Annotated in this window: 30 protein-coding genes and 1 tRNA gene; 14 read left to right on the forward strand and 17 right to left on the reverse strand. The window is 56.8% G+C overall.

Annotated features, from left to right (window positions below; translation table 11 throughout):
- Positions 1-195 precede the first annotated feature (195 nt).
- The 6 genes from GOV90_RS00355 to ribD all read left to right on the forward strand — a co-directional run bounded on the left by GOV90_RS00355 (position 196) and on the right by ribD (position 3,787).
- Entirely contained in the window at positions 196-633 is a 438-nt protein-coding gene (locus GOV90_RS00355) for a DCC1-like thiol-disulfide oxidoreductase family protein (RefSeq protein WP_256367930.1), read from the forward strand.
- The gene (locus tag GOV90_RS00360) at positions 633-1,181 is read left to right on the forward strand and encodes a DUF4166 domain-containing protein (RefSeq protein WP_171089235.1); all 549 of its coding nucleotides are present in this window, start codon (positions 633-635) and stop codon (positions 1,179-1,181) included. The genes GOV90_RS00355 and GOV90_RS00360 overlap by 1 nt, the downstream gene beginning before the upstream one ends.
- A gap of 78 nt (positions 1,182-1,259) precedes the next feature.
- Positions 1,260-1,664 carry a hypothetical protein gene (locus GOV90_RS00365; RefSeq protein WP_171089237.1) on the forward strand — a complete coding sequence of 135 codons (405 nt, stop codon included), beginning with the start codon at positions 1,260-1,262 and terminating at the stop codon, positions 1,662-1,664.
- A 21-nt stretch (positions 1,665-1,685) separates the two neighbouring features.
- On the forward strand, positions 1,686-2,099 hold the full coding sequence (locus tag GOV90_RS00370) for a secondary thiamine-phosphate synthase enzyme YjbQ (RefSeq protein WP_171089239.1): 414 nt from the start codon (positions 1,686-1,688) through the stop codon (positions 2,097-2,099).
- A gap of 120 nt (positions 2,100-2,219) precedes the next feature.
- On the forward strand, positions 2,220-2,690 hold the full coding sequence (gene nrdR / locus GOV90_RS00375; protein ID WP_050602693.1) for a transcriptional regulator NrdR: 471 nt from the start codon (positions 2,220-2,222) through the stop codon (positions 2,688-2,690).
- Entirely contained in the window at positions 2,687-3,787 is a 1,101-nt protein-coding gene (gene ribD / locus GOV90_RS00380; protein WP_171089241.1) for a bifunctional diaminohydroxyphosphoribosylaminopyrimidine deaminase/5-amino-6-(5-phosphoribosylamino)uracil reductase RibD, read from the forward strand. Before nrdR ends, ribD begins: the two co-directional genes overlap by 4 nt.
- 2 nt (positions 3,788-3,789) lie before the next feature.
- Here the strand turns inward: ribD and GOV90_RS00385 are convergent, their stop codons facing one another.
- The 3 genes from GOV90_RS00385 to GOV90_RS00395 form a co-directional block, all read right to left on the reverse strand.
- Complete coding sequence (locus GOV90_RS00385; RefSeq protein WP_171089243.1) at positions 3,790-5,790, reverse strand: capsular polysaccharide biosynthesis protein; 2,001 nt, start codon at positions 5,788-5,790, stop codon at positions 3,790-3,792.
- A 3-nt stretch (positions 5,791-5,793) separates the two neighbouring features.
- Complete coding sequence (locus tag GOV90_RS00390) at positions 5,794-6,912, reverse strand: polysaccharide biosynthesis/export family protein (protein ID WP_171091128.1); 1,119 nt, start codon at positions 6,910-6,912, stop codon at positions 5,794-5,796.
- A 69-nt stretch (positions 6,913-6,981) separates the two neighbouring features.
- On the reverse strand, positions 6,982-8,307 hold the full coding sequence (locus GOV90_RS00395; protein ID WP_171089245.1) for a capsule biosynthesis protein: 1,326 nt from the start codon (positions 8,305-8,307) through the stop codon (positions 6,982-6,984).
- Positions 8,308-8,447: 140 nt separating this feature from the next.
- Between GOV90_RS00395 and GOV90_RS00400 the strand changes: the two genes are divergently transcribed.
- From GOV90_RS00400 to GOV90_RS00420, 5 genes are all read left to right on the forward strand, one after another.
- Complete coding sequence (locus GOV90_RS00400) at positions 8,448-9,035, forward strand: riboflavin synthase (RefSeq protein ID WP_171089247.1); 588 nt, start codon at positions 8,448-8,450, stop codon at positions 9,033-9,035.
- A 99-nt stretch (positions 9,036-9,134) separates the two neighbouring features.
- Positions 9,135-10,256, forward strand: a complete 1,122-nt coding sequence (ribB, locus tag GOV90_RS00405) for a 3,4-dihydroxy-2-butanone-4-phosphate synthase (protein ID WP_171089249.1) — start codon at positions 9,135-9,137, stop codon at positions 10,254-10,256.
- Positions 10,257-10,258: 2 nt separating this feature from the next.
- Positions 10,259-10,810 carry a 6,7-dimethyl-8-ribityllumazine synthase gene (locus GOV90_RS00410; RefSeq protein ID WP_171089252.1) on the forward strand — a complete coding sequence of 184 codons (552 nt, stop codon included), beginning with the start codon at positions 10,259-10,261 and terminating at the stop codon, positions 10,808-10,810.
- On the forward strand, positions 10,807-11,289 hold the full coding sequence (gene nusB / locus GOV90_RS00415) for a transcription antitermination factor NusB (protein WP_171089254.1): 483 nt from the start codon (positions 10,807-10,809) through the stop codon (positions 11,287-11,289). Before GOV90_RS00410 ends, nusB begins: the two co-directional genes overlap by 4 nt.
- Positions 11,290-11,348: 59 nt before the next feature.
- On the forward strand, positions 11,349-11,654 hold the full coding sequence (locus GOV90_RS00420) for a hypothetical protein (protein WP_171089256.1): 306 nt from the start codon (positions 11,349-11,351) through the stop codon (positions 11,652-11,654).
- Positions 11,655-11,868: 214 nt separating this feature from the next.
- Here the strand turns inward: GOV90_RS00420 and GOV90_RS00425 are convergent, their stop codons facing one another.
- Both GOV90_RS00425 and GOV90_RS00430 read right to left on the reverse strand, forming a co-directional pair.
- Positions 11,869-12,294: an SRPBCC domain-containing protein gene (locus tag GOV90_RS00425; RefSeq protein WP_171089258.1), complete on the reverse strand. Its 426-nt coding sequence runs from the start codon at positions 12,292-12,294 to the stop codon at positions 11,869-11,871.
- Positions 12,291-12,611 carry a helix-turn-helix transcriptional regulator gene (locus GOV90_RS00430; protein WP_171089260.1) on the reverse strand — a complete coding sequence of 107 codons (321 nt, stop codon included), beginning with the start codon at positions 12,609-12,611 and terminating at the stop codon, positions 12,291-12,293. The genes GOV90_RS00425 and GOV90_RS00430 overlap by 4 nt, the downstream gene beginning before the upstream one ends.
- 114 nt (positions 12,612-12,725) lie before the next feature.
- On the opposite strand from GOV90_RS00430, the gene GOV90_RS00435 reads away from it, so the two are divergent.
- Positions 12,726-13,157 (forward strand): MmcB family DNA repair protein, encoded by a 432-nt coding sequence (locus tag GOV90_RS00435; protein ID WP_171089262.1) that lies wholly within the window; start codon positions 12,726-12,728, stop codon positions 13,155-13,157.
- 2 nt (positions 13,158-13,159) lie between these two features.
- Here the strand turns inward: GOV90_RS00435 and GOV90_RS00440 are convergent, their stop codons facing one another.
- The gene (locus GOV90_RS00440) at positions 13,160-13,348 is read right to left on the reverse strand and encodes a DUF6324 family protein (protein ID WP_171089264.1); all 189 of its coding nucleotides are present in this window, start codon (positions 13,346-13,348) and stop codon (positions 13,160-13,162) included.
- Between the two features lie 77 nt (positions 13,349-13,425).
- Between GOV90_RS00440 and GOV90_RS00445 the strand changes: the two genes are divergently transcribed.
- A complete protein-coding gene (locus GOV90_RS00445; RefSeq protein ID WP_171089266.1) occupies positions 13,426-13,908 on the forward strand; it encodes a GNAT family N-acetyltransferase in 483 nt (160 codons plus the stop codon).
- Positions 13,909-13,955: 47 nt separating this feature from the next.
- Positions 13,956-14,032 (forward strand) — tRNA-His (locus GOV90_RS00450).
- Positions 14,033-14,122: 90 nt separating this feature from the next.
- Here the strand turns inward: GOV90_RS00450 and GOV90_RS00455 are convergent.
- The 11 genes from GOV90_RS00455 to secG form a co-directional block, all read right to left on the reverse strand.
- Complete coding sequence (locus GOV90_RS00455) at positions 14,123-14,929, reverse strand: ABC transporter permease (protein WP_171089268.1); 807 nt, start codon at positions 14,927-14,929, stop codon at positions 14,123-14,125.
- A complete protein-coding gene (locus tag GOV90_RS00460; protein WP_171089270.1) occupies positions 14,926-15,813 on the reverse strand; it encodes an ABC transporter permease in 888 nt (295 codons plus the stop codon). The genes GOV90_RS00455 and GOV90_RS00460 overlap by 4 nt, the downstream gene beginning before the upstream one ends.
- A gap of 81 nt (positions 15,814-15,894) precedes the next feature.
- Positions 15,895-16,644 (reverse strand): transporter substrate-binding domain-containing protein, encoded by a 750-nt coding sequence (locus GOV90_RS00465; protein WP_171089272.1) that lies wholly within the window; start codon positions 16,642-16,644, stop codon positions 15,895-15,897.
- A 33-nt stretch (positions 16,645-16,677) separates the two neighbouring features.
- A complete protein-coding gene (locus GOV90_RS00470) occupies positions 16,678-17,454 on the reverse strand; it encodes an ATP-binding cassette domain-containing protein (RefSeq protein ID WP_171089274.1) in 777 nt (258 codons plus the stop codon).
- Positions 17,455-17,579: 125 nt separating this feature from the next.
- Complete coding sequence (locus tag GOV90_RS00475; protein WP_171089276.1) at positions 17,580-18,332, reverse strand: PhnD/SsuA/transferrin family substrate-binding protein; 753 nt, start codon at positions 18,330-18,332, stop codon at positions 17,580-17,582.
- Positions 18,329-18,766 carry a TerB family tellurite resistance protein gene (locus tag GOV90_RS00480; protein ID WP_171089278.1) on the reverse strand — a complete coding sequence of 146 codons (438 nt, stop codon included), beginning with the start codon at positions 18,764-18,766 and terminating at the stop codon, positions 18,329-18,331. Before GOV90_RS00480 ends, GOV90_RS00475 begins: the two co-directional genes overlap by 4 nt.
- 20 nt (positions 18,767-18,786) lie before the next feature.
- Entirely contained in the window at positions 18,787-19,236 is a 450-nt protein-coding gene (locus GOV90_RS00485) for a TerB family tellurite resistance protein (RefSeq protein ID WP_171089280.1), read from the reverse strand.
- Positions 19,237-19,417: 181 nt separating this feature from the next.
- The gene (locus GOV90_RS00490) at positions 19,418-20,194 is read right to left on the reverse strand and encodes an isocitrate lyase/phosphoenolpyruvate mutase family protein (RefSeq protein ID WP_171089282.1); all 777 of its coding nucleotides are present in this window, start codon (positions 20,192-20,194) and stop codon (positions 19,418-19,420) included.
- A gap of 166 nt (positions 20,195-20,360) precedes the next feature.
- Positions 20,361-20,843 (reverse strand): bacterioferritin, encoded by a 483-nt coding sequence (locus tag GOV90_RS00495; protein WP_171089284.1) that lies wholly within the window; start codon positions 20,841-20,843, stop codon positions 20,361-20,363.
- 123 nt (positions 20,844-20,966) lie between these two features.
- Positions 20,967-22,610 carry a CTP synthase gene (locus GOV90_RS00500; protein WP_171089286.1) on the reverse strand — a complete coding sequence of 548 codons (1,644 nt, stop codon included), beginning with the start codon at positions 22,608-22,610 and terminating at the stop codon, positions 20,967-20,969.
- A 160-nt stretch (positions 22,611-22,770) separates the two neighbouring features.
- On the reverse strand, positions 22,771-23,136 hold the full coding sequence (gene secG, locus GOV90_RS00505) for a preprotein translocase subunit SecG (RefSeq protein ID WP_171089288.1): 366 nt from the start codon (positions 23,134-23,136) through the stop codon (positions 22,771-22,773).
- Between the last annotated feature and the right edge of the window lie 66 nt (positions 23,137-23,202).

The raw sequence follows: 23,202 nt of genomic DNA on the forward strand, positions 1-23,202 counted from the left end.
ACATCACGGTCTGAATACCCAGATATGGCGTGTTGCCGGGTTAGCACCTTCATGGGGATGAGGTCAGAGCCTTCGGAGAAATCACCACTCTCTGCTCAGCGCTCCCCGGCACGCTTCCTTTCGCAGATGTCGCATTGTTCCGAGGCTAAAGATTTGCGACCTTTCGGGAAAAGCGAGGTCACGGATACCAAAGACGTGCGAGAAAGTGGCTTAAATTCAGAAGGCTACGGCCCGAACCTGATTGTGTTCGACGGCGAATGCGTCCTGTGTTCGTGGTTCTTCAAGTTCATGCTCAGACATGACAAGTTGCGGTGTTTTCAGTTTGCAACTGCGCAATCTCCGCTTGGGCAAAAGCTCTACCAACAGCTGGGTTTGCCGACACGGAACTTTGAAACCAACTTGGTGATCGTCGATGGTGTGGTCTATCAGCATCTGGATGCGTTTGCCGCAGCCATGCGTCAATTGCCGGGAATGTGGAAGCTGTTGTCGATATGCCGCTTCCTGCCCAAAGCGCTGAAAGTTCCCGCATACCGCCTGATAGCACGGAACAGGTACAATATGTTCGGCAGATCCGGCACATGTCTGATACCGGGTGCCGACGTGAAGGCGCGATTTGCAAGCGACGGCTTTTGATGTCAAGTGACCCTTTTTTGCAAGCTTTGGGCCCCAATCATAGCTTGCCCAATGCGGTTCAGTGGCTGCACAGCACGGAAGGTCAGTATTCAGGCCAATGTGACATCGAGCGGGGCGCCGGTTTTCTCACCAAGATCGCGACAAACTTGGCCGGGTTTCCTCCGGGCGGCAAAGGCGTTCCTGTATCTGTTACGATAAATCGGATGGGCGAAACCTTAACCTGGACCCGCGACTTTGGTGGCCATTGCACCACTTCGCATCTGATCTTCGACGCAAATCGGAACTGTGTCCGAGAAAAATTCGGGGCGATTTCTATTTGGTTGCGGCCGAGCCTGCAAAACGGCGTGTTGCACATTGAAATTCTCCGCCTGACCGTATTTGGCGTTCCTTTACCTGCCTTTGCATTGCCGCGTTCGAACACGCGTGAATGGCAGGACGCGCAAGGCCGGTTCAGGTTCGACGTTTCGGCCAATGCGCCCGGGTTGGGATTGCTGATCCGGTACCAAGGTTGGCTCACACCTGATCACACAATGCGCGGAGCTGGCTGAATTGATCGTGAGGGGCACTGTGCAATTTGCGAAGCTGGACTAACCTAACTGGGACACACAATCAGGGAAGATTTAACGATGAAAAAGTTTTCTACACTTGCCGCATTAGCCATGGTTGCCTTCAGTGTTCCCTTGACTGCGGATGCCGCGCGAAACGGGTATCGTACTGAGCCGATCAACGCCACAGACTTCGAGGTTATTCCGCGAGGCGATCAGCGTACGGAAGGGTACTGGTGTGCGGCTGCGGATTATGCGCGCCGAACCCTGGGACTGGGCTGGATGGACCGGATCTATGTCTTGCGCGGTTATGGGCCCAGTGTCACCACCGGACGCAGAACGGCGATTCAGTTTTCGATCAAGCAACCCCAGTCCGCTGATGTGCAACCCAGCAGCTTTATCTCGTTCGGGTTTCAGCCCGGCAATAGTGAATCTGTACAAGGTGCAAACGCCCAGTGTAATTATCGGCCGTTCTTCAACGACTGATAAACCAACAGGATCGTCACGATGCAGACTGAATTCGTAGTGCACACCCAAGGTCCGGGGCTATACGAATTCACGTCTGACGTCCGTCACTGGGTGGATCAGGGGGCTGCCGACGGCGTTCTGACTCTGTTTGTCCGCCATACCTCGTGCTCACTACTGATCCAGGAAAACGCCGACCCTGAGGTTCAAACTGATCTTCAGGCCTTTTTCGAACGCCTTGTGCCTCCGTCTGACCATCCAGCTATGTCCTATCTGCGCCATACTTATGAAGGGCCGGATGACATGCCAGCACATATCAAGGCAGCACTCATGCCTGTGTCATTGTCGATCCCAGTGTCGAAGGGCCGAATGGTTCTCGGAACCTGGCAGGGGATTTACCTGTTTGAACACCGCACTGCGCCTCATCAAAGACATGTCGCTGCACATTTGGCCTGACCCTTTATCTAGCGGTTGAAAATTCCGACTACCCAAACCCTAGCGGCTGCCCTATAGTTGTGGATAAGTAAGCCGCAGCGCTTACAAAAAGAGGCCGAACATGGGACGAGGAGACGGCGGATGCGCTGCCCGTTTTGCGGAAATATCGACACTCAGGTAAAAGACTCACGTCCGGCAGAGGACCATGTGGCAATTCGCCGACGCCGGTTCTGTCCAGCCTGTGGGGGGCGGTTCACGACGTACGAGCGTGTGCAACTGCGCGATCTGGTGGTGATCAAAACCAACGGTAAGCGCGAGGATTTCGACCGCGACAAGCTGGAGCGTTCGATCCGCATCTCGATGCAGAAACGGCCTGTTGATCCGGAACGGATCGATCAGATGATCTCGGGCATCGTGCGCCGGCTGGAAAGCATGGGCGACACGGATATTCCGTCCAACAAGATCGGTGAGATTGTCATGGAAGCTCTGGCGCGGATCGATACCGTCGCCTATGTTCGCTTTGCGAGTGTGTACAAGAATTTCCAGGCGGCCGATGATTTCGAGGAGTTTGTCCACGAACTGCGCCCGCCGCAGCCTCCGACGGACGAGTGACCGAAACAGATAAGCGATTTATGGCGCTGGCCCTGTCGTTAGGGCGGCGCGGTCAAGGCACGTGCTGGCCAAACCCGGCTGTCGGGTGTGTTGTTGTGCGTGAAGGCCGCATTGTGGGGCGTGGCTGGACACAGCCCGGAGGGCGTCCTCATGCCGAGACCGAGGCTTTGGCCCAAGCCGGAGCCGCTGCGGCTGGCGCCACCGCCTACGTGACACTAGAGCCCTGTTCCCATCATGGAAAAACCCCGCCCTGTGCCGAGGCTTTGATCGCAGCAGGTGTATCTCGTGTTGTTGCCGCCGTTGAAGACAGCGATCCACGCGTGGCCGGACAGGGCTTTGCAATGCTGCGTGAGGCCGGAATTGAGGTTCAAACCGGTATTCTGGCAGAACAAGCAGAACGGGATTTGGAAGGTTTTTTCTTAAAGACCGAACAGGGCAGGCCGTTTGTCACGCTCAAACTGGCCAGCAGTTTTGATGGACGGATTGCTACCTCGACAGGGCACAGTCAGTGGATCACCGGGCGACAAGCGCGCCGCGTTGTTCACGCAATGCGGGCGCGTCACGATGCGGTCATGGTCGGGGCAGGAACAGCGCGTGCAGATGACCCGTCGCTGACGGTGCGGGACCTAGGTATTGCGCATCAGCCTGTGCGCGTAGTGGTATCGCGCCACATGGACATATCCCTGATGGGGCAGTTGGCGCGCACAGCCTCGAAAACACCGGTCTGGCTCTGCCATGCGCATCACCCCGATGCCGAGCGTGCGCGCGCTTGGGAAGGGCTTGGGGCAAAACTCATCCCGTGCGCCTTGAAAGATCACCATATCGACGCGCTGGATCTGCTTCAGCAATTGGGGCAGGCCGGGCTGACAAGTGTGTTCTGTGAAGGCGGAGCAGCACTTGCGGCTTCGCTTCTGGCCGAGGATTTGGTGGATGAGCTGGTTGGCTTTACAGCCGGTCTGACAATCGGGGCCGACGGGCTTTCATCCGTTGGAACCTTGGGGTTTGAAACACTTGAAGCCGCGCCGCGGTTCGAGCTTATCGAAACGCAGGTTGTGGGGGACGATATCCTGCACCGTTGGCGCAAACCCCCTGCGTAAGACTAGCGCCAAATATGAGCATGCGTTGCGAACGCACCCTGGAGTTTTGACAGTAAACGATTGACCGGACCTGTCGCAGCGGCGTTTCCCTGTGACAGACGCTCGACTGCTACTTCGACAGGGCAGGCTTGACCGGTAACAGGATCGAAATAGCGGGGATAGTCGATCAGCGTGGCGTGGACCAACCCCAACAGTGACGGTCTTGCGCCCCGACGGGCTGGAACGACCCCAAGGTCTGCGGTCAAGCCCCACCCGGCATAGAAAGGTGCGCCAAGGGTTGTCACCTTTACCCTGCGCAACAAGGCTTCGAACCCCAAAAGCGAGGTCATTGTCCAAACTTCCTGAACTTGGGTCAGCAACGCAGCGGGATCCGTGTGGGGTACGACAACGTCTGCCAAGACCGTTGCATCAATCTCACCTTCACGCAATCCGGCCTCGACGTCGGGATGTGGCTTGTAGATCAGGATTGCGTTTGGGTTGGCGTCGCGAGCAGCTTGCAGCAAATCCATATTGCTGCGCACAGCGCCTGTGCCCAACAGGATCGAAGCGTCATCCTCGACCTGTCCGGGAACCAGGATGCGGTGCCCTTCAGGCAAGGTAGGGGCGGGTTGGCCCGTGTTGTACTTGCTCAATCCCTCAGCCAATAGCCGCTCTATCAGGCGTTCGGCACGCATCTCCTGATCTGGGCGCAGTGTTTCGCGCAGGCTGATCAGGTCCTCCAACCGGCTCGGTTTGGTGGGGTCGTAATAGATGCCGATTTCGTCCGTGACCAATGACAGTGGAGGCACCAGTTCCGCCCCCAATCCGCGCGACCTGAGGAACCCGTCTTCAACCCGCACCGCTCCTTCGGTGTTTCTTGCCTGACTGGCCCAGACCATATGCGGGCGATCTGAGTGTTCTGGCTGCGCGGATGTGAATCTCAGTTTTCCGTGCCGCCCAAAAATCTGCTGCATGTGTTTGCGTTTCCACAGACGCATGCCCGAGGCAGTCCAGCCTTTATGGTCCTGACGCCAAGCGCGGGTTTGTGCTTCAAGCGTGTCCAGCACCATCTCCAGATCGCAGATCTCGTCCCGGTATGGATCGTACCATGTAGGGTACAGCAGCATAGCTGCAGCGAAAAGTTGCGCGCGGGTCAGGTTGCGTTGGCGGCGCGCAATCGGGTTTTCGTCCTGCGTCAGGCCCCAACCGGCATAGAAGGGTTGACCGAACACACGCGGTTTGTGCCCGGCCAGGATGGCTTCGAACCCCAGTTGAGAGGACACTGTATAAACGGCGACAGCACCTTCCAACAGTGGCCAAGGGCTGATCGGGGCGTCGAACAGCGAGATCCGATCTGAAAGGTCCTGATCGGTGAAATGCCCTTGGCGATGACCCGCCTGTGTTTCCGGATGTGTCTTGATTAGTATCTGTGCGCCAGGGTTTTCTTCTTGCGCGACAAACAGCATTTCAAGGAAACGAGCCCGGTCCGCTCCGCTGGCTGTGACCGCAGCGTCTCCCACCGTTTGATCGACGACCAGAACGTAACCGGGATTTGGAGGAGCCTCGTCCAGATCAAATGCGGAATATTTGCTGAGGTGCAGTTCCTTGATCCGTTCGATTGCTGCGCGCGCGCGATTGAGTAGAGCGGTGTTGTCCAACGGATCGTTGATCAGAATCTTCTCAAGATCGGACGGTCGTGACGCGTCGAAATGCAAGCCCGAGCGATCCAGAAGCAGACCTAGCGGCGGTTCGCCTTCGCGTCCGGGATGCAGTGACCTGAGAAGCGCATCTTCGATGCGTAGAACTGGAACTTCGTGCTTTTCGGCGACCCTCAAGCCTCGATGAGCCGTGGGGCTGTTGCCCCAGACGCCCACGCAATCTTCGCTTTGGGGGATGCCCAAACGAATATCAAAGCCAGCCAGAGACAGTATTCTCTTGAGACGCTTTTGCGTCAAAAACCCGCCGTTATAGACAAACAACCGGGTGCGACTGGCCCCGGTTGCTTTGTCGGAGTCAGGTATCATGCATCAGTTGCCAGTCAGCGTGGCAACATTCGCAATTGGCGTCAGGCCACCTGCAATAAGCGAGATCGATTTGCTCCACTGTGCGTAGGGCGCTTCAGTCACGTAGATCGTGTCATCGTCGCGGATTACGAAGTCGCGCGCGATGAACAGACCGTTGGGTGAGGTCAGGTTCAGTAGGTAAATCATGCGCTGATCACCCTTCAGATCAGCACGGCCTGTGATGCTCCGGGCCACGCTCTCGCGTTCCTTGCGCAGGATGAAGATGCCTGTTGGATCCGACGACAGAGTTAGGAGGCCACCTACCTGGGCAAGGGCTTCGAGCGCGGACAAATCCTGGCTTTCAAATGCCACGCGGGATTGGCCGCCAGTGGCGCCGAGGGCGATGTAAGACCTGCTGTCTTCTTCCACGAGGATCCTGTCACCACCGCGCAAGGCTACGTCCAGCTTGGGGTTCCGGTACAAATCTTCGTACCAGACGGTGCCCTTTTGGCCTCCACGGATCAGGGTCACCAGTGCAATGTCAGACGCCACCGAGACGCCACCCGCCTGAGACAGCATACCCAGCAAGGACCGGGTCGGCCGCTCGATTGGGTAGATGCCGGGTGCTGCGACTGTGCCGGTCAGCGAGACAGTAGACCCGTCGCCAGCAGCGCGTCGTACTTCGACCTGAGGGTCTGGCGTCTGTTCCTGCAACTTGTTTGTGATCAGAACACGCAGTTGTTCCGGTGTGTTTCCGGCAGCCCGCAAACGACCTGCATAGGGGACAAAGATGAAACCCTCGCTGTCGACCTGCACCTCGTCCAACGCCGTTGCTGCGCCTGTTTCGCTGGACAGAAGGCCATCATCAACGTTTTCCCAGATGGTCAGGCTAAGGACGTCGCCGGGTCGCACGGTATCAGCAGTCAACGTCTGGGCGCTGCTAAACGACGAGGAAAAGCCGTATTGCGGGATCGAGGACGTTGCACGCGTCACCCGGTCATCGACTTCGACAACAAATGCGTTGCCGCCGTTTTGAACGGCTCCGGCCAGAATTTCGGATTTGTTCGGTCCGGATTTCGGAAGCTGGCACGCCGCCAGAAGGCCGATTGCGGCCACAAGGGAAGCCCCCCGCATCCAACGCATAGGAGAGATGTTCACTGCCGAATATCCTCAGTCTTTTTATACTTGGGCGCAGATTAGCGGGTCAGGCGTTCAACTTCCAGTCACAGAGTAGCCGTGTCCTTCAACGATTTTCAACTGTGGCGTCCGGGCCGCGTTCTTGTTGAGGATCGATTGATAGGGGTCGGTGGCCGTCAACATCATATCTGCGGCACGTCGCAAAGCCTGCCGTCGACCACGTCGCGAATAGAACCCGCCGGGCACTTGACTGGTCTCCAGAAGGAACTGCCGGTAACACCTGTAGGCATCGCTGTCCGGGTGCTTGGGGGCCGCGAAAAAGGCAGCGATAGGTTGCTGCGACACAAATTCCGGCTTCTCATAAACCGACCGCCCGAATGTTCGCAGCGGAATGCCGCGCCACAAGACCTGCTGACCTGCCGTCGAGTTTACGGTGACAGCCGAGTTCGCATCGTCCAGAAGCTTGGCAAGCTTACCGCCGGGCACATAGTGAATTCTGTCCCGGATGCCATTTCTTCTGGCGCTTTCCATCGCGTGACGGCGCAAGGGCTCTCGGTGGTTTTCCAGCGGGTGTTCTTTGATGACCAACCTGTGATGGGCTGGTGCGCCTTGCGCGAAGCCTTCGATCACGTGATCCAGGAATTCACACATGCCAGAATACCCGGAATGTGCCTGGACTGAGCTGTCATGCCCCAACTGCAGCAAGACAAGGTGATAAGGATAACCGCCCCGTCTGACCTGAGCCGTTGCAACGCTGCGGCGCAGCCGGTGAAAAGGCATCAAAATCAGGCGTTTGAAGTAAAGTCTGAACTCTTGTGATACGGGCAGTTCCCTATGTCGGCGGAAGTTTTTGTATCGCCCGTTCCGGAACATTACGAACCAATGATAGAGGGCGCCGTAGAAGATATGCTGCCGCATATCCCCCCAATGTGATGGTGGCGGAGGCGATTTGCTGTCCGCGACTTCCAAAGCCTGCTGCATTTGCTCGGCATCCAGGGACATGAGCCGAGAGTTCCCGTTTGACCCGTTGCGCTCATAAGTGATCCACCATGGGCGCAGATAGCCCTCCTCGAACACATGAACGATAATGCCGCGCGCCTGCGCAATTTGGACTGCCTGAGCGTGAACCGGGCGGGTGTCCCCGTACAGGACGACATCGGTAACGCCCTTATCCTCCATGATCCGGCAAAGGGTATCAGGCCAGTTTTCTTGTCTTTCAAGGAACGGTAAAAAACTTGCCTTTTCGAACCAGAATGCCTGATCACCGGCATTGAACCCAACGCGCCAGACCTGAGCCCCAGCGGCGCGCAGCATTTTTCCCAGCGCCGAGAAAAACGGCCCATGTGGTCCCTGCAGAAACAGGAATACGCGATCTTTTGGATCTAAGGGCGTATGCTGCATATGGACTGCTCGTTTGGTTTTATTGTCGAAACTATGCCCGTTTGGGCGAGGCACGGCAAGGCAGGGCTTGCTCGCGCGGTCTGATAGGCTTACCTCGGCGGTGATAGACACGTACAGCGTAGGGACTGAGGGTTAACGGAATGTTTACAGGGATCGTAACCGACATGGGCACCGTCACCGAATTGGAGCAGAAGGGAGACCTGCGCGCCCGGATCAAAACAGCCTATGACACGTCCGGTATTGATATCGGGGCTTCGATTGCCAGTGATGGCGTGTGCCTGACCGTGATCGCACTGGGGGACGATTGGTATGATGTTCAGATCAGCGCCGAAACTGTGTCGAAAACTAACCTGGATACGTGGACTGTTGGCAAACGCGTCAATCTTGAACGTGCGCTGAAGGTCGGCGACGAGTTGGGTGGCCATATCGTGTCCGGTCACGTGGACGGGGTGGCCGAGGTTGTTGCCGTCGAAGATGAAGGCGACAGCACCCGTGTGACTCTGCGCGCGCCCAAAGACTTGGCGCGGTTTATCGCCCCAAAGGGATCGGTTGCGCTGAACGGAACCTCTCTGACGGTCAACGATGTGAATGATTGCGATTTTGGTATCAACTTCATTCCGCATACCAAAGAGGTGACCACCTGGGGCGACGTTCATGTAGGTGATCGTGTCAACCTTGAGATCGATACGCTGGCCCGCTACGTCGCGCGTTTGGCCGAGATGTCCTGATACGTCGCGTCGCGTCCGACCTACGCCGTTTGCAGGCTGGCCTTTGGGGTCTGAGTGGTCTATTCCGCCGTGCAAACATGCCATCTGAAAGGCTGCCCCATGAGCTTTGAAACCCCAGGACCGGTCGAGGCCCAGCTGCGCGACGCGATCAGCCCGATCGAAGACATCATCGAAGAAGCGCGTGCCGGCCGGATGTATATCCTCGTCGACCACGAAGATCGTGAGAATGAAGGTGATCTGGTCATTGCCGCTGAATTCGCCGATGCCGAGGCAATCAACTTCATGGCGACCCATGGGCGCGGCCTGATCTGTCTGCCGATGACAGCGGAACGCGTGGATGCGCTGGGGCTGCCGATGATGGCCGTCAACAACTCGTCCCGGCACGAGACGGCCTTCACCGTATCGATTGAAGCGCGCGAAGGCGTCAGCACTGGAATTTCCGCTGCTGATCGTGCGCTGACCGTGGCCACCGCGATCAATGAGCAGAACACAATGGCGCATATCGCGACGCCCGGCCATGTCTTCCCGTTGCGGGCCAAGCGGGGTGGGGTGCTGGTACGCGCAGGTCATACAGAGGCCGCCGTTGATATCTCGCGTCTGGCAGGGTTGAACCCGTCCGGCGTGATTTGCGAGATCATGAAGCCCGACGGCACCATGGCGCGTCTGCCTGATCTGGTTGAGTTTGCGCAAGAGCACAACATGAAGATCGGCACGATCAGCGACCTGATCAGCTATCGTTCACGCAACGACAATCTGGTGGTGGAAACATCGCGTCAGACTGTTACGTCTGAGTATGGCGGCGAATGGGAAATGCGGATTTTCACGGACCAGACCCACGGCATCGAACATGTCGTGATGATCAAAGGCGACATCGCCACGCCCGAACCGGTTCTGACCCGCACGCACGCGCTGCACGAAGCGCCGGATATCCTGGGCCTCGGGCCGAAATCTTCGCGCGAGTTGCCCCGTGCGATGGAAAAGATCGCCGAAGAGGGGCGCGGTGTCGTCTGCCTGTTCCGGCAACCACGCAACTCACTTTACGCTATTGACGATGATGGCCCGCGAACCATCAAGCAGACCGGGCTGGGCGCGCAGATCCTGTCCAAAATGGGCATTCAGGAACTGGTGCTGCTGACCGACTCGCCTGAAACTGTGTATTTGGGGCTCGACGCGTTTGGCCTGTCCATCGTGGGCACCCGTTCGATCCTGAAGGAAGACTGATTATGGCTGAACAAGACAAACACGGCATTCTGCCGACACCCAGTTTCGACAAGCCGGTGAAAATGCTGATTGTGGCGGCTCCGTTTTACCGCGCCATCGCCGACAACCTGATCGCCGGAGCCAAGGCCGAGATCGAAGCGGCCGGCGGTACCTGCGAGGTGGTTGAGGTTCCGGGCGCGCTGGAGATCCCCACCGCCATCGCGATGGCCGATCGCCAGTGCAATTTCGACGGCTACGTCGCGCTGGGCTGCGTCATTCGTGGTGAGACGACGCATTATGAGACCGTCTGCAACGACTCGAGCCGCGCGATCCAATTGATGGGACTGCAAGGGCTGTGCATCGGCAACGGTATCCTGACGGTTGAGAATGACGAACAGGCCGAAGTCCGCGCCAACCCAGAAAAGATGAATAAAGGTGGCGGGGCGGCCGCTGCGGCCTTGCATCTGATCGCACTCAGCCGTAAGTGGGGCTCTTCCAAAAAGGGCGTCGGATTCAAGCCGCCGTCCGAGTCCATCCTTGTGGCGGGCGACAACAACGGACCCACGACAGCATGACCCAGACAGACGCGCCGAAACCGGCCAACCAGAAACGCCTGATGAAATCCGCCGCCCGGCTTTATGCTGTGCAGGCGCTGTTCCAGATGGAGCAGTCGGGCCAGACGACGGAAGCCGTCGTGAATGAGTTTCTGGATCACCGTTTTGGCGCCGTCTATGAGGGTGAAGAAATGCTGGATGGCGATATCAGCGTCTTCCGATCGCTGGTCGACAACGCGGTGAACTATCAGGCGCCGATCGATCAGATGACCGACCGCGCTCTGGTTGCCAAATGGCCGATTGCGCGTATTGACCCGACATTGCGTGCCTTGTTCCGCGCAGCTGGGGCAGAGCTGACCCAAAGCGATACGCCGCCCAAGGTGGTCATCACTGAATTCGTCGACGTTGCGCGCGCTTTCTTCCCCGAAGGCAAAGAGCCTAAATTCGTCAACGCCGTTCTGGATCACATGGCACGTGAGGCTCAGCCCGAGGCGTTCTGACGCCTTTACCGTCGCCCTCTAAGCGCTAGACTTCTGATATCTGCGCAAGGAGAGATGCGATGCCGAAACTGATCCGTCTGTATATCACGCAAGTCGCTTGGGGTTTTGTCATCTCGGCGGTGTTTGTCGGCGTACTATTGGCGTTGAACGTGGCGAATCTGCGCCACCTGATCACCGGCTCGGAAATCGGCCTGATCGCGCTGGTCATGATCTGGTTCATGAATGGCATCGTCTTTGCCGGGGTGCAATTTGCCTACAAGATCATGAGCATGGCCGAAAAGCCCGGTGGTCCACGGCGTGGATCGCCTGTCGTGCACAGCTTCAAGCCTGCACTTGCCAAGCAGGAAGCCCGCGCAGAGCGCTGAAATTCAGGGAAAATTGCGGCGGGACCACCAGTCAACCGTGCGGTGTGATTCCCGAGGACCTGTATGTACAGGTGGGCGCCAGGTAATCAGGCCAGGACCTGAACAGAGCTAGCCCCCTCGGAATTGCTTAAGGCCACCAGAATGCTACCTGTCACAAGAAGGGCAGAACCCGCCACGCGTTTAACTAGGGTGTCTGGCGGGTTCGCACAAGGGGTCAGGCATCAACAGTTTCGTGCAATGCCACGCGCATCTTGCCAAAGTGTTCGTCCCACCCTTTGTCCAAGGCCAGGATCAGTCCGAAGGCATCACCACCCTGCGGCAAGCCTTCGTGCAGCAGATCAAGACGCGTTCCACCGGCCACAGGCTCCAAGGTCCATTTCACGGTGCTTACAGCATCGCCCATAGGTTTCACTGTGAACGTGTATTCAAGATATTTGGGAGGCTTAGCGACGCGAACTTCGCCCCAGATCAGCAAGTCTCCACTTGTGGTGCCAAACATCTCAAGCTTTTGACCTTCGACCAACGGCCGTTCCGGTTTGTGAAACCATTCTGCCAAATGGTCAGGGTCCGTAAGGTAAGCCCATACGGTTTCCGGTTCGGCCCTGAGGAAAATTGATTTCTTCAATACAGAATCGGTCATTTTGATTTCCTTTCAACAGCTTCCTTGAGAGAGTTGAGGCGATCGTCCCAGAACTGGTCAAAATAGCTGAGCCAATCCAGAACAGGGGCCATCCCCAGTGGTTCAAGTCGATTAATGCGTTCCCGACCGCGCACTTCGACCGAGATCAAGCCACCGTCAGAAAGAACAGTCAGGTGTTTCTTGACCGCAGCTCGGGTCATGTCGAACCGGTCGGTCAATTGCCCGATTGTCATGTCCTGAACTGCAAGCAGTTGCACGATGTCCCGGCGGGTTGGATCAGCCAGCGCACGAAACGCGTTTTGAGTTAGGTTTTCCATAAGCACCCTCAAATGAGATACCATTTGGCATCATATTAATGCAGTACCAAAAGGTATCATGTCAAGTCTGAAGGGGTGCTTTACTTTTGTTCACTAATTGTTCACATTTGAGAAATGGTTTTGGATTTGCAGCCTGGACAAAAACTGGCGCGGGGTGTCGCGCGACACCTTGCGACGCATGGTTTTGTATCTCTTGAGGAATTTGTCCCGGCACGCGGTTTACGCGTCGATGTGATGGGGTTAGGCCCCAAGGGTGAGCTTTGGGTGATCGAATGCAAATCCAGCCGGGCGGATTATCAGTCAGATTCGAAATGGCAGGGCTATTTGGACTGGTGTGATCGGTTTTTCTGGGCTGTCGACACTGATTTTCCGGTCGATCTTTTGCCCGCGGAAACCGGTTTGATCATCGCCGACGCGTATGACGCGGAAATTGTGCGCATGTCGCCCGAAGACAAATTGGCCCCGGCACGGCGGAAGAAGATGATCCAGAAGTTTGCAACAGATGCGGCACGTCGTCTGCACGCGTTGCGCGATCCACGGCTTTAGCGTCAGCCTTTGACGGCCAGAGCGGCTTGGACAGCTGCGCGGATCTCATCCGCGATTTCTTCGGCTTCTTCCGGGTCGAAATCCATCGGAATTTCCACACCGTCAGCTTCGATGAACAAGCGTACCATACCCTGATCGGTTGGGCCGATTTGCAGATTCGCCTGAATGTCGCGTTCGGTATTGATGCCCATCTGTGCCTCCGAGACTGAGCATTCCTGCTAGCGCGCGCAGGGTTGAGAATCAAGTCACCTTTGCTGTCAGATAAGACATGGATGATGTCATACTCAGAACCTTTCAACCGGATGATGCCGCCTGGCTGGTCGAACAGCACGGTGCGCTCTATGCGCGCGATGAAGGGTTTGACGACAGTTTCGCGCCTTTGGTTGCACGTATCCTTGACGAGTTCATCGCATCCCACGATCCCACCCGCGAAAAGGGGTGGATTGCAGAGCAGGGCGGGCGACGGCTGGGCAGCATTTTTTGTGTAGGTGTCGATCAACACACGGCAAAACTGCGCTTGTTTCTGCTTGTCCCCGAGGCACGCGGTCATGGGGTTGGGAAACGGCTGCTGGAAGCCTGTACAGGCTTTGCAAGGGACGCCGGTTATCAGGAAATGGTTCTGTGGACCCATGAAAGCCACAGGGCGGCATGTGCGCTGTACAAGGCGTTTGGGTGGGAACTGACAGACAGCAAACCGGTGCATTCCTTTGGGGTCGATCTTGTCGAACAAAGCTGGAAATTTCGGCTTTAATCCTCTTGCATTCCCCCGGCGCGTTCGGTACATCGCCCCTCACGAGTGCCGCCTTAGCTCAGTTGGTTAGAGCGCTGGATTGTGGATCCAGAGGTCCCCTGTTCAAGCCAGGGAGGCGGTACCACTTCTCTCAAAACAGGTTTGTTTTCATGCGACTGCACGCGTTACGCCATTGGAATGGCCTTGAAAGTTGATGCGATGCGCGCGCTGAAGATCAGCGCGCGAGGTTCAGTTTGAAACGCATCTTGGTTTGTCTGGCCACTGGAAGATGCCGGTTCAAGCGCTTGTTGATCATGCCAAAACCCCAGACGATCACCAATGTCAGCAGAATGAAATAGAACGCCAGAATCGGATATGGAACGAACGGGTTGAACGTCTTGTCGGCAAAGTAGCTGGCGTAATACAGCGCGTCTCCGCGTTGTTGCCAGGCCGGGAAAGCCGAGAAGAAAACCAGCGTTGTGGCGTGGAACAGAAAGATCGCCTCATTCGTATAAGCTGGCCATGCCAGGCGCAGCATAGTTGGCCAGACGATCCGGCGGAAACGGGCCCAACCGGTCATGCCATAGGCATCTGCGGCCTCAATATCGCCTTTGGGAATGGATCTGAGCGCACCATAGAAAATCTCGCCCGAATAGGCAGCGGTGTTCAGGAACAGCACGATCAGCGCCCCCAGCCAGGCTGAGGTGAAGGCGTCAAACATGGGGTAGGATTTCTTCAGCGACAGGAAGAAGAAGTAGGCAAAGAAGAACTGGATAAACAAGGGCGAGCCACGGAACAGGAAGATGAACCATTCCGAAGGTTTGCGCAGCCACTTGTTCGTCGAGGCTTTGCCGACGGCCAGAGCGGTGGCCAGAAAGAAACCGGTCGCCAGTGCCGTGATCCCGAAATACACATTCCAGATCATACCTGACCCGATCAGAGTAAACTGCTCGCACAGGGTGAAATCGTTCTTGGGCAGCAGGCGCTCGCCAATGCCAAGAGAACGGAGGCCATAGTCCTGAATGGTCTGCAAGCAGCTCATGCCGTGGTCTCCTTGCGTAGCAGTTCACCGCCCGAGGTGGCTTGTCCGTGCGACAGCTTGCGCATCAGTTTTTCCAATCCAATCTCGGATACACGGGTCATACCCAAATAGAAAATCAGCAGGAACAGGAAGTACCACATGCGCCAGTCGCCGTGGGGATATTGTGTGAATCTGGAGGTCTTGGTGCCACCAAGCTCGCGCGCCCAATATACGATATCCTCGATCCCCAGCAGGAACAGAAGCGGCGTCGCCTTGATCAGTACCATCCACAGGTTTGACAGGCCGGGCAGGGCATAGACCCACATCTGCGGCACAAGGATGCGCCAGAAGGTCTGACGACGGGTCATGCCATAAGCTTCGGCTGTTTCAAGTTGCGCGTGTGGAACAGCCCGCATTCCGCCGAACAAGACGTTGGCGGCAAAGGCCCCGAAAACGATTGAGAAAGTGATGATGGCCAGAAAGAACCCATAAGTTTCATGCACCCATTCCGGCGCTGTCCCTAATGGCAGTTTGGCCGCCTGACACACGATGAAGTCATTTCCCTGACGGATCGGGTCGGTCCATTCGGGGCACAGGATTTTATGCCGCGTCCATTCGAACGCCTGATCCAGGGCAATGACAAAGAACAGGAAGAATGCGATGTCGGGGACGCCGCGCACAATGGCGATGTACCCTTTTCCCAGCCAGCTTAGTGGTGGGAAATGCGATCGGGCTGCCATCGCACCCATAAAGCCAAACGCCAACGCAACAGGCGCAGTCACGGCCAGCAATCCCAATACTTTGAGGAAAGATAAGTAGAAGGACCAGTGGACACCGTTGGTCAGGTAACAAGAAAACCAACGGAATGTTCCGAGCGTGTCTGGATCAGCGCAAAAGGAAAACATGTAGCGTCTTTCGAACGTCGTGCCCGCGTTTCTGACGGGTCAGGTTCGGCGCGACGAACGCGCCGAACCGCTTGATACGGATTAGTTTGTAACGACCGAACCGTCAGCGTTGTAGGTCGGCACGCCTTCGCCGAACCACTTGACGATCAGTTCGTTCAGCGAACCGTCTGCTTTCATCGACGTGATTGCTTCGTCGAACTTGCCACGCAGTTCGCCATCCGATTCACGGATGCCTAGGCCAATACCGCCGCCCAGTGGCACGTCATCGCCTACGAAAACCAGCTCACCGCCCGACTCCTCAACGATCGGCACCAGGAAGTCCTTGTCAGCAAAGACCGCGTCGGCTTCACCGTTACGCACGGCTGCGATGGTTTCTTCCGGGGTTGCGAATTCAACCAAAGTCGCGCCGGATTCGGCTACGTGACCGGCCTGAATGGTTGCGGTTTGCGCGGCGACGATACCACCGGCAACATCAACGCCTTCCGCTGCACCGACGTAGGCCGAAGCCGCAGGCGGGAAGTAGTTCTGGGTGAAATCGATAACCTCGTCACGCTCGTCGGTGATCGACATGCCAGCGATGATGGTGTCGTAGTTGCCCGACACCAGGTTCGGAATGATCGAATCCCAGTCGTTCTTGACCCACTCACACTCTAGGTTTGCGCGTTTGCACAGCTCGTCGCCGACCTCACGCTCGAAACCGTCGATCTCACCGGCGTCGTTGATGAAGTTATACGGAGGGTAGGCGCCCTCGGTGCCCATGCGGACGGTGTCGGCCATGGCGATACCGGCAGTTAGTGCCAGTGCTGCGGTGGACAGAATCAGGTTTTTCATTGGTTACTCCCCAGTTTGGTTCTGTATTTGAAGTTAAGCCGCCTGAGTGGCGGAGAGAAAGCCCCGAAGCCGTTCGGATTCGGGTGACGTAAAGATATCTTCGGGCGTGCCTTCTTCCTCGATCAGGCCCTGGTGCAGAAACACCACGTGGCTTGAGATGTCGGCAGCCATTTTCATGTCGTGGGTCACGATGATCATGGTGCGCCCTTCGGCGGCCAGATCCTTAATCACCTTGATGACCTCTTGCTCCAATTCCGGGTCCAGTGCCGAGGTTGGTTCGTCGAACAGCAGCGCCTCGGGTTCCATACACAGACCACGCGCAATGGCAGCACGCTGTTGCTGACCACCGGACAATTGGGCCGGGTAGACATCGCATTTGTCACCAATGCCCACTTTGTCCAGGTACTTTCGTGCGCTGTCTTCCACTTCAGCCCGGTCGCGACCCAAAACGGTCACTGGGGCCTCCATCACATTTTGCAGGATGGTCATATGCGCCCAAAGATTGAATTGCTGAAACACCATAGACAGATTGGTGCGAATGCGCATGACTTGCTTGGGGTCCGCCGGACGGCGCGCATGGCCTTCACCAGACCATTTGACAGGTTCACCCTTGAAAAGAACTTCACCCTGCTGACTGTCTTCCAAAAGGTTACAGCAGCGCAGCAGCGTCGATTTTCCGGATCCTGATGATCCGATCAGCGAGACCACGTCGCCCCGATGAGCCGTGATATCCACCCCTTTCAACACCTCGAGATTGCCGAAGCTTTTGTGAAGGTTTTTGATTTCGATGACGGGAGCGGTTTCTGTCACGGGCAGTCCAGTGGTTGGTGGTGTTGGTGCGGTACTAGGACCGAAAAAATAGGTCAATGCAATGCGCAAATGACAGAATCAAGACCTCAAACGCCCAAAATGGCCAAATGCATTCGACAAATTGGTCAGCTGTTCGAAAGTAAGGCGTTTGGGGTCGGTGGGTTGGGAACAGACAGGTAATCTGACGCCGGAATGTCCACTAGGCCCCGCAGGTACAGCTGTTGTCGATCCGTGTCCTCTAGGCTTTCAATGGCTGCGCGAACGGCATGTGCGATTTGCGCAGCGTTTTGCCCTTGTGCGGTAATGTAGGGCAACGTTGGGGTCGGCGCGGTCCTCGTCACCTCTTGCACGCGGTCATTCAGGTCGGTGTGATCTTGCAGTAGGCGCCATGTCAGCGCATCCAAAGCGGCAAAATCGGCTTGTCCTTCGGCCACGGCTTGCGCCGATAGTGCGTGCCCGCCGGTTTCCAAAACTGCAGCGGGGCACAGATTCAACTTTGTCAAATGCGTGATTGGGGCCGCCCAACCGGACTGAGATAGGGCCTCGTTATAGGCAAAGGTGCCGTTCGCCAGATCTGGCAGATCGCGGGCGTCATCCCGACGTTTGACAAAAACCGAGCAGTAATGGCCAGCCGGACAATCGGGCAGGCCATAATCTGGCGTTCCAACCAATTGCACATGACCATGTAGTCGGGTTCGATACGGCATCCCACAGGTCTGAGCCAATATCAGATGCGGATCTTGCCACACCTCCCACACGTCCTGATCTCGGGTCAGGTGATCCGGGCCGTAACCCAGATGATTGCGTATCAGCCCCCAGAACCGGTCATTGGCAGCTTGAAGCGCAGGCATTTCGTACATGCCAAGCATTGCAATCACGATTTTGCAGCCCTTTGGCGCGCCAAGGCCGAATCCACGTCGCTTACACCCAATAAGCTGACCACGAGACGCAGCAGAGAGTCTTCTTCGCCAGTGCGATGACCGTCAGCAAGCGCTACGGACCACAGAGCCTGTACCACGGCCAGCCGGTCCTCATAGGCGACAGCTTCTTTGATGGCACGGGTAAAGCGGACCGTGTCGGGGGCTTCGGCCTCCAAATCCTCGGCCTGCGCGCGCAATGCCGCGCTTTCGAACGGGGACAGGCCAAAGCGTTCCGCCGAAATGCGGTCGATCCGCGCCATCTCGGTATCGGAATAATCATTGTCAGAACGGGCCAGACGCACCAGCAGGGCCGTCAGGGCAAGGCGGGCGTCGTCTTCGACAAGCGGGTCGGGCTGAGGCTGCGTGAGCCTGGAAAGAAAGTCACTGAACATGGGATAGATATAGCGAGCGCCTAACTCACATCCAAGCGGCTTTGAACGCGTTCACGTGCGGCCTTACTGTCGTTGAAGCTCAACCCCATGGCGACGCGGGCTTCTTCGACGATTTTCATTTCGCCTTCGTCTGTGCTGCCATCGGCCAGAACAACTTCCCAAAGCGCATCCAGCGCGGCCAGACGTTCCTTCAAGTCGGTCGTTTCGCGGATCAGCTTACCAAAGGTATCCGTTTCCGGCGCAGCTGCGTGAAGTTTTTCGCAAGTCGCACGCACTTTAGCGGCTTCAATCGCGTTATGCTGGTAAAGGCGGGCCAGAATTTTGTCGATCAAACTGATCTCTTCCAGTTTGTAGTCCCGGTCCGCCTGCGCCACACGCACCATGAGCGCGCCCAGGGCAAGCTCGGCATCCGGATCGGGCAGGTGTTTATGTTGAGGCGGTCTGAGCGCCTGAAAGAACTTTTTCAACATAAGGTCAGGTTATTCCATATTTTGTGGTCCGCCAAGCGAAGACTACCTGCCATAGCCCTGAATGATCACAAGATTGCCGATCGACAGCAGGCCGCTACGAACTTGCATTCATCGTTTGATGCGTTCAACCAAGAGATGAGGGAAATACTGACCGAAGGCAATGCCATCCCACCAGCGGCGCTTAGCCTTTATAGTTCAAAGCCGCTTGCGCCTGCTCGGTCAGCCATTTGATCATCTGACGATATGGCACAGGCCCGTAACTGACACGAGCCACGCCCAGTTCAGCCAGCTTGGACGTAGCAGGCGTGCCGGGCAGGGCGATGATGTTGACCGGCAAGTTAGTTGCTTCGCACAAACGACCAATCAAAGCTTCGTCTTTCAGGCCCGGTGCAAAAAAGCCGCTGGCACCGGCCGCTTCATAGGACGCGGCCCGCGTGATGGCTTCGTCCAGCATTGCTTCGCTGTGGGTCTCTGCAGGAGCTTTGAGAAAGATATCGGTGCGCGCATTGACATAAGCGGGGATGCCCATGCTGTCGCACGCCTCTCGCATGGCTTCGACGCGCTTGGCCTGAACCGCCACATCATAAAGCTCCGCGCCGCCAATAATCTGATCTTCGAAGTTGAAACCAACCACACCGCAATCCAGAGCGCGTTTCACGTTTTCTGAAATACCCTGCGCGTCTTCGGCATAAGCGCCTTCAAAATCCAGAGTCACTGGCAGATCGACCGCTGACAAAATACGGCGAGCGTTGTCCAAGGCAGCCTCAAGCGGGACGTTTTGTCCGTCGCTGAACCCCTGAGCCATGGCAACCGGGGCACTGCCAGTTGCAATTGCCTGCGCACCGGCATCCCGAACCGCACCAGCGCTGCCTGCGTCCCAGATGTTGAAAAGGATGACCGGATCGCCCTTTTTGTGAAGGCTGGTGAAGGTTTTCGCGTTCTGGATCTGGTCGGCCATCGGAACTCTCCTGTTGTAACGTGACCAACAGTTAACGTTACGATGTCCGACCGAGTAGGTTTTTTTTTCCTTTGATACGTCACTTTGAGGTGACGGGCCCTGCATCCCTCAATTCCTATCGGACTGAGCTATGCGGGTGATTTGCGGCAAGCCGAATGTAAGCGGCCTATGCCTCGTCCGCTGCCCCAGATACGAATTTCGCACTGAAATTGGCTTCGCCCAGACGCTTCAGCAAGCTCAGTTGAGTGTCCAGCCAGTCCTTATGACCTTCCTCTTCCAACAAAATGCGTTCGAACAGCGTACGTGAACCGACATCGCCGACTTCAGCTGCTTGCAGCGCGGCTTGGGTATAGAAATCAACAGCTTCGGTTTCGTCTTTCAGATCGGCAGAGAACATCTCTTCCAAAGAACCTGCCGCCGCCGGGCTTTTTTGAAACGAAAGCTCGGGCACGCCACCCAGAAACAGGATGCGCTCGATAAACGCGTCAGAGTGGCCCAACTCTTCCTGCATTTCGCCCCGCATCTTTTCGGCCAGAATATCAAGGCCCCAGTCTTCTAGCACATGGGCATGCAGCTGATACTGATGCGCCGCCGTCAGCTCCATATGCAGTGCTTGTTGGAGGTTGGTGATCGTTGTTGCGTTGCTCATCGGAAATCTCCTGAATCTCTGAACTGTATCCAAGGCGCGAAGCAGAAACTTCGCATCCTCATACAGTTAAGAGGTCAGCCCCCACAAAACAACGTGGGGGTGACAGACCGACACAGCGGGGGATTACACCAGACGCGAGGTGTCTTTTGCAGCGCGCACAAAATCGCGGAACAGCGGGTGAGGGTCAAAAGGCTTGGACTTCAGTTCCGGATGGTATTGAACGCCGATGAACCACGGATGATCTGACCATTCCACGATTTCGGGCAAACGTCCGTCCGGCGACATGCCTGAAAAGTTTAGGCCCGCCTTCTCAAGCTGTTCGCGATACTTGATATCAACCTCATAGCGGTGACGGTGGCGTTCCTCGATCTGGGTGCTGCCATAGACGCCGGCAACTTTGGATCCTTCGGCCAGAACCGCGTTGTACGCGCCCAACCGCATGGTGCCGCCTTTGTCGTCGCCGACTTTGCGTTCAACCTTGTGGTTGCCCTGTACCCACTCTTTCAGGTGATAAACAACTGGCTCGAAACGTTTTTTCCCGGCCTCGTGGTCAAATTCCTCTGAACCCGCCTCGGTGATGCCAGCGGCATTTCGCGCCGCCTCGATCACCGCCATCTGCATGCCCAAACAAATGCCCAGATAGGGGACCTTGTGTTCGCGCGCATACTGAGCGGCCTTGATCTTGCCTTCGGTGCCGCGTTCGCCAAATCCGCCGGGGACAAGGATCGCGTGGAAGCCTTCCAGATGCGGGGCCGCGTCTTCTGTGTCGAACACCTCGGCATCGACCCACTCGATTTTCACCTTAACCCGATTGGCCATGCCACCATGGGTCAGGGCCTCGGCAATCGACTTATAGGCATCCTCGAGCTGAGTGTATTTGCCGACGATGGCAACTTTGACCTCGCCTTCGGCATTGTGGATGCGGTCACTAACGTCTTCCCATTTAGCCAGATCGGGTTTCGGGGCAGGGCTGATCTGGAACGCGTCCAGCACCGCCTGATCCAGACCTTCCCGGTGATAAGCCAACGGGGCGTCATAAATGGTGCTCAGGTCCTGAGCTGCAATCACGCTATCGGGGCGCACGTTACAGAACAGCGCCAGTTTCTCGCGTTCCTTGGTCGGGATCGGGCCTTCGGAGCGGCAGACCAGAATATCCGGTGCCAGACCGATCGAGCGCAGCTCTTTTACCGAGTGCTGAGTCGGCTTGGTTTTCAACTCACCCGACGCTTTGATGTAGGGCAGCAATGTGAGGTGCATAAAGATACACTGACCGCGCGGCTTGTCCTGGCTGAACTGACGGATGGCTTCAAAAAAGGGCAGGCCCTCGATGTCGCCGACAGTGCCGCCGATCTCACACAGCATGAAATCAACCTCATCTTCGCCGATGGCGATGAAATCCTTGATCTCATTGGTGACGTGCGGGATGACCTGAATGGTTTTGCCCAGGTAATCGCCACGGCGCTCTTTCTCGAGCACATTCGAATAAATCCGCCCCGAACTGACCGAGTCGGTTTTCCGCGCTGCTACGCCGGTGAAGCGTTCATAGTGGCCAAGGTCCAGATCTGTTTCGGCCCCATCGTCGGTGACAAAAACCTCGCCGTGTTCAAAAGGCGACATCGTGCCGGGGTCGACGTTCAGATAGGGGTCCAGCTTGCGCAGGCGAACGGAGTACCCCCGCGCTTGCAGCAGCGATCCCAAAGCCGCCGAAGCCAGTCCTTTGCCCAAGGACGAAACCACACCACCAGTGATGAAAATAAAACGCGCCATAGTTTTTCGGCTGCTCCCGTGAGACGTCAAAATCAGCTGCCCGACGGTTCCGAAAAACCGCTGCATCACGGGACTTCACGTATAAAGGATTCGCGCCAAAAGCGCAAGAGAACCGCAAGATGCTGTTGCAGTCCTCTTTCAGGTTTCTAGGTTTTGTGGATCAGTCCGCTTGCGGGATCAGTGGCGCGTTGTCGCCCTGTGCCGGTGGCAGAAGATCATCTGCCGACGGAATCGCCGGAGTGCTTTCTTCGGTCGCAGCCGGAGCCGGAACGCCCAGACGGTCGATCACCGAACTGCCCGACGACTTCTGAGCCGCGAGGATTGTCAGTGTAATCGAGGTCACGATAAAGCAGGCCGCCAGGATCCAGGTCAGTTTGCCCAAGGCGGTTGCCGCTGCGCGACCAGTCATGGCGCCGCCACCGCCGCCGCCCATACCAAGGCCACCGCCTTCGGACCGCTGCATCAGAACAACGGCAATCAGGCCCAAGGCCAACAGAAGGTGGATGATGAGAACGACGTTTTCCATGGTGGTCCTGTACAGCGTGGCGTGTATCGCGTGGTACTTATGCAAGTTTGTCCGCGGGGGCAAGTC

Origin of the sequence: Ruegeria sp. HKCCA5929, from assembly GCF_013034525.1 — a bacterium.
Classification (GTDB): Bacteria; Pseudomonadota; Alphaproteobacteria; order Rhodobacterales; family Rhodobacteraceae; genus Ruegeria.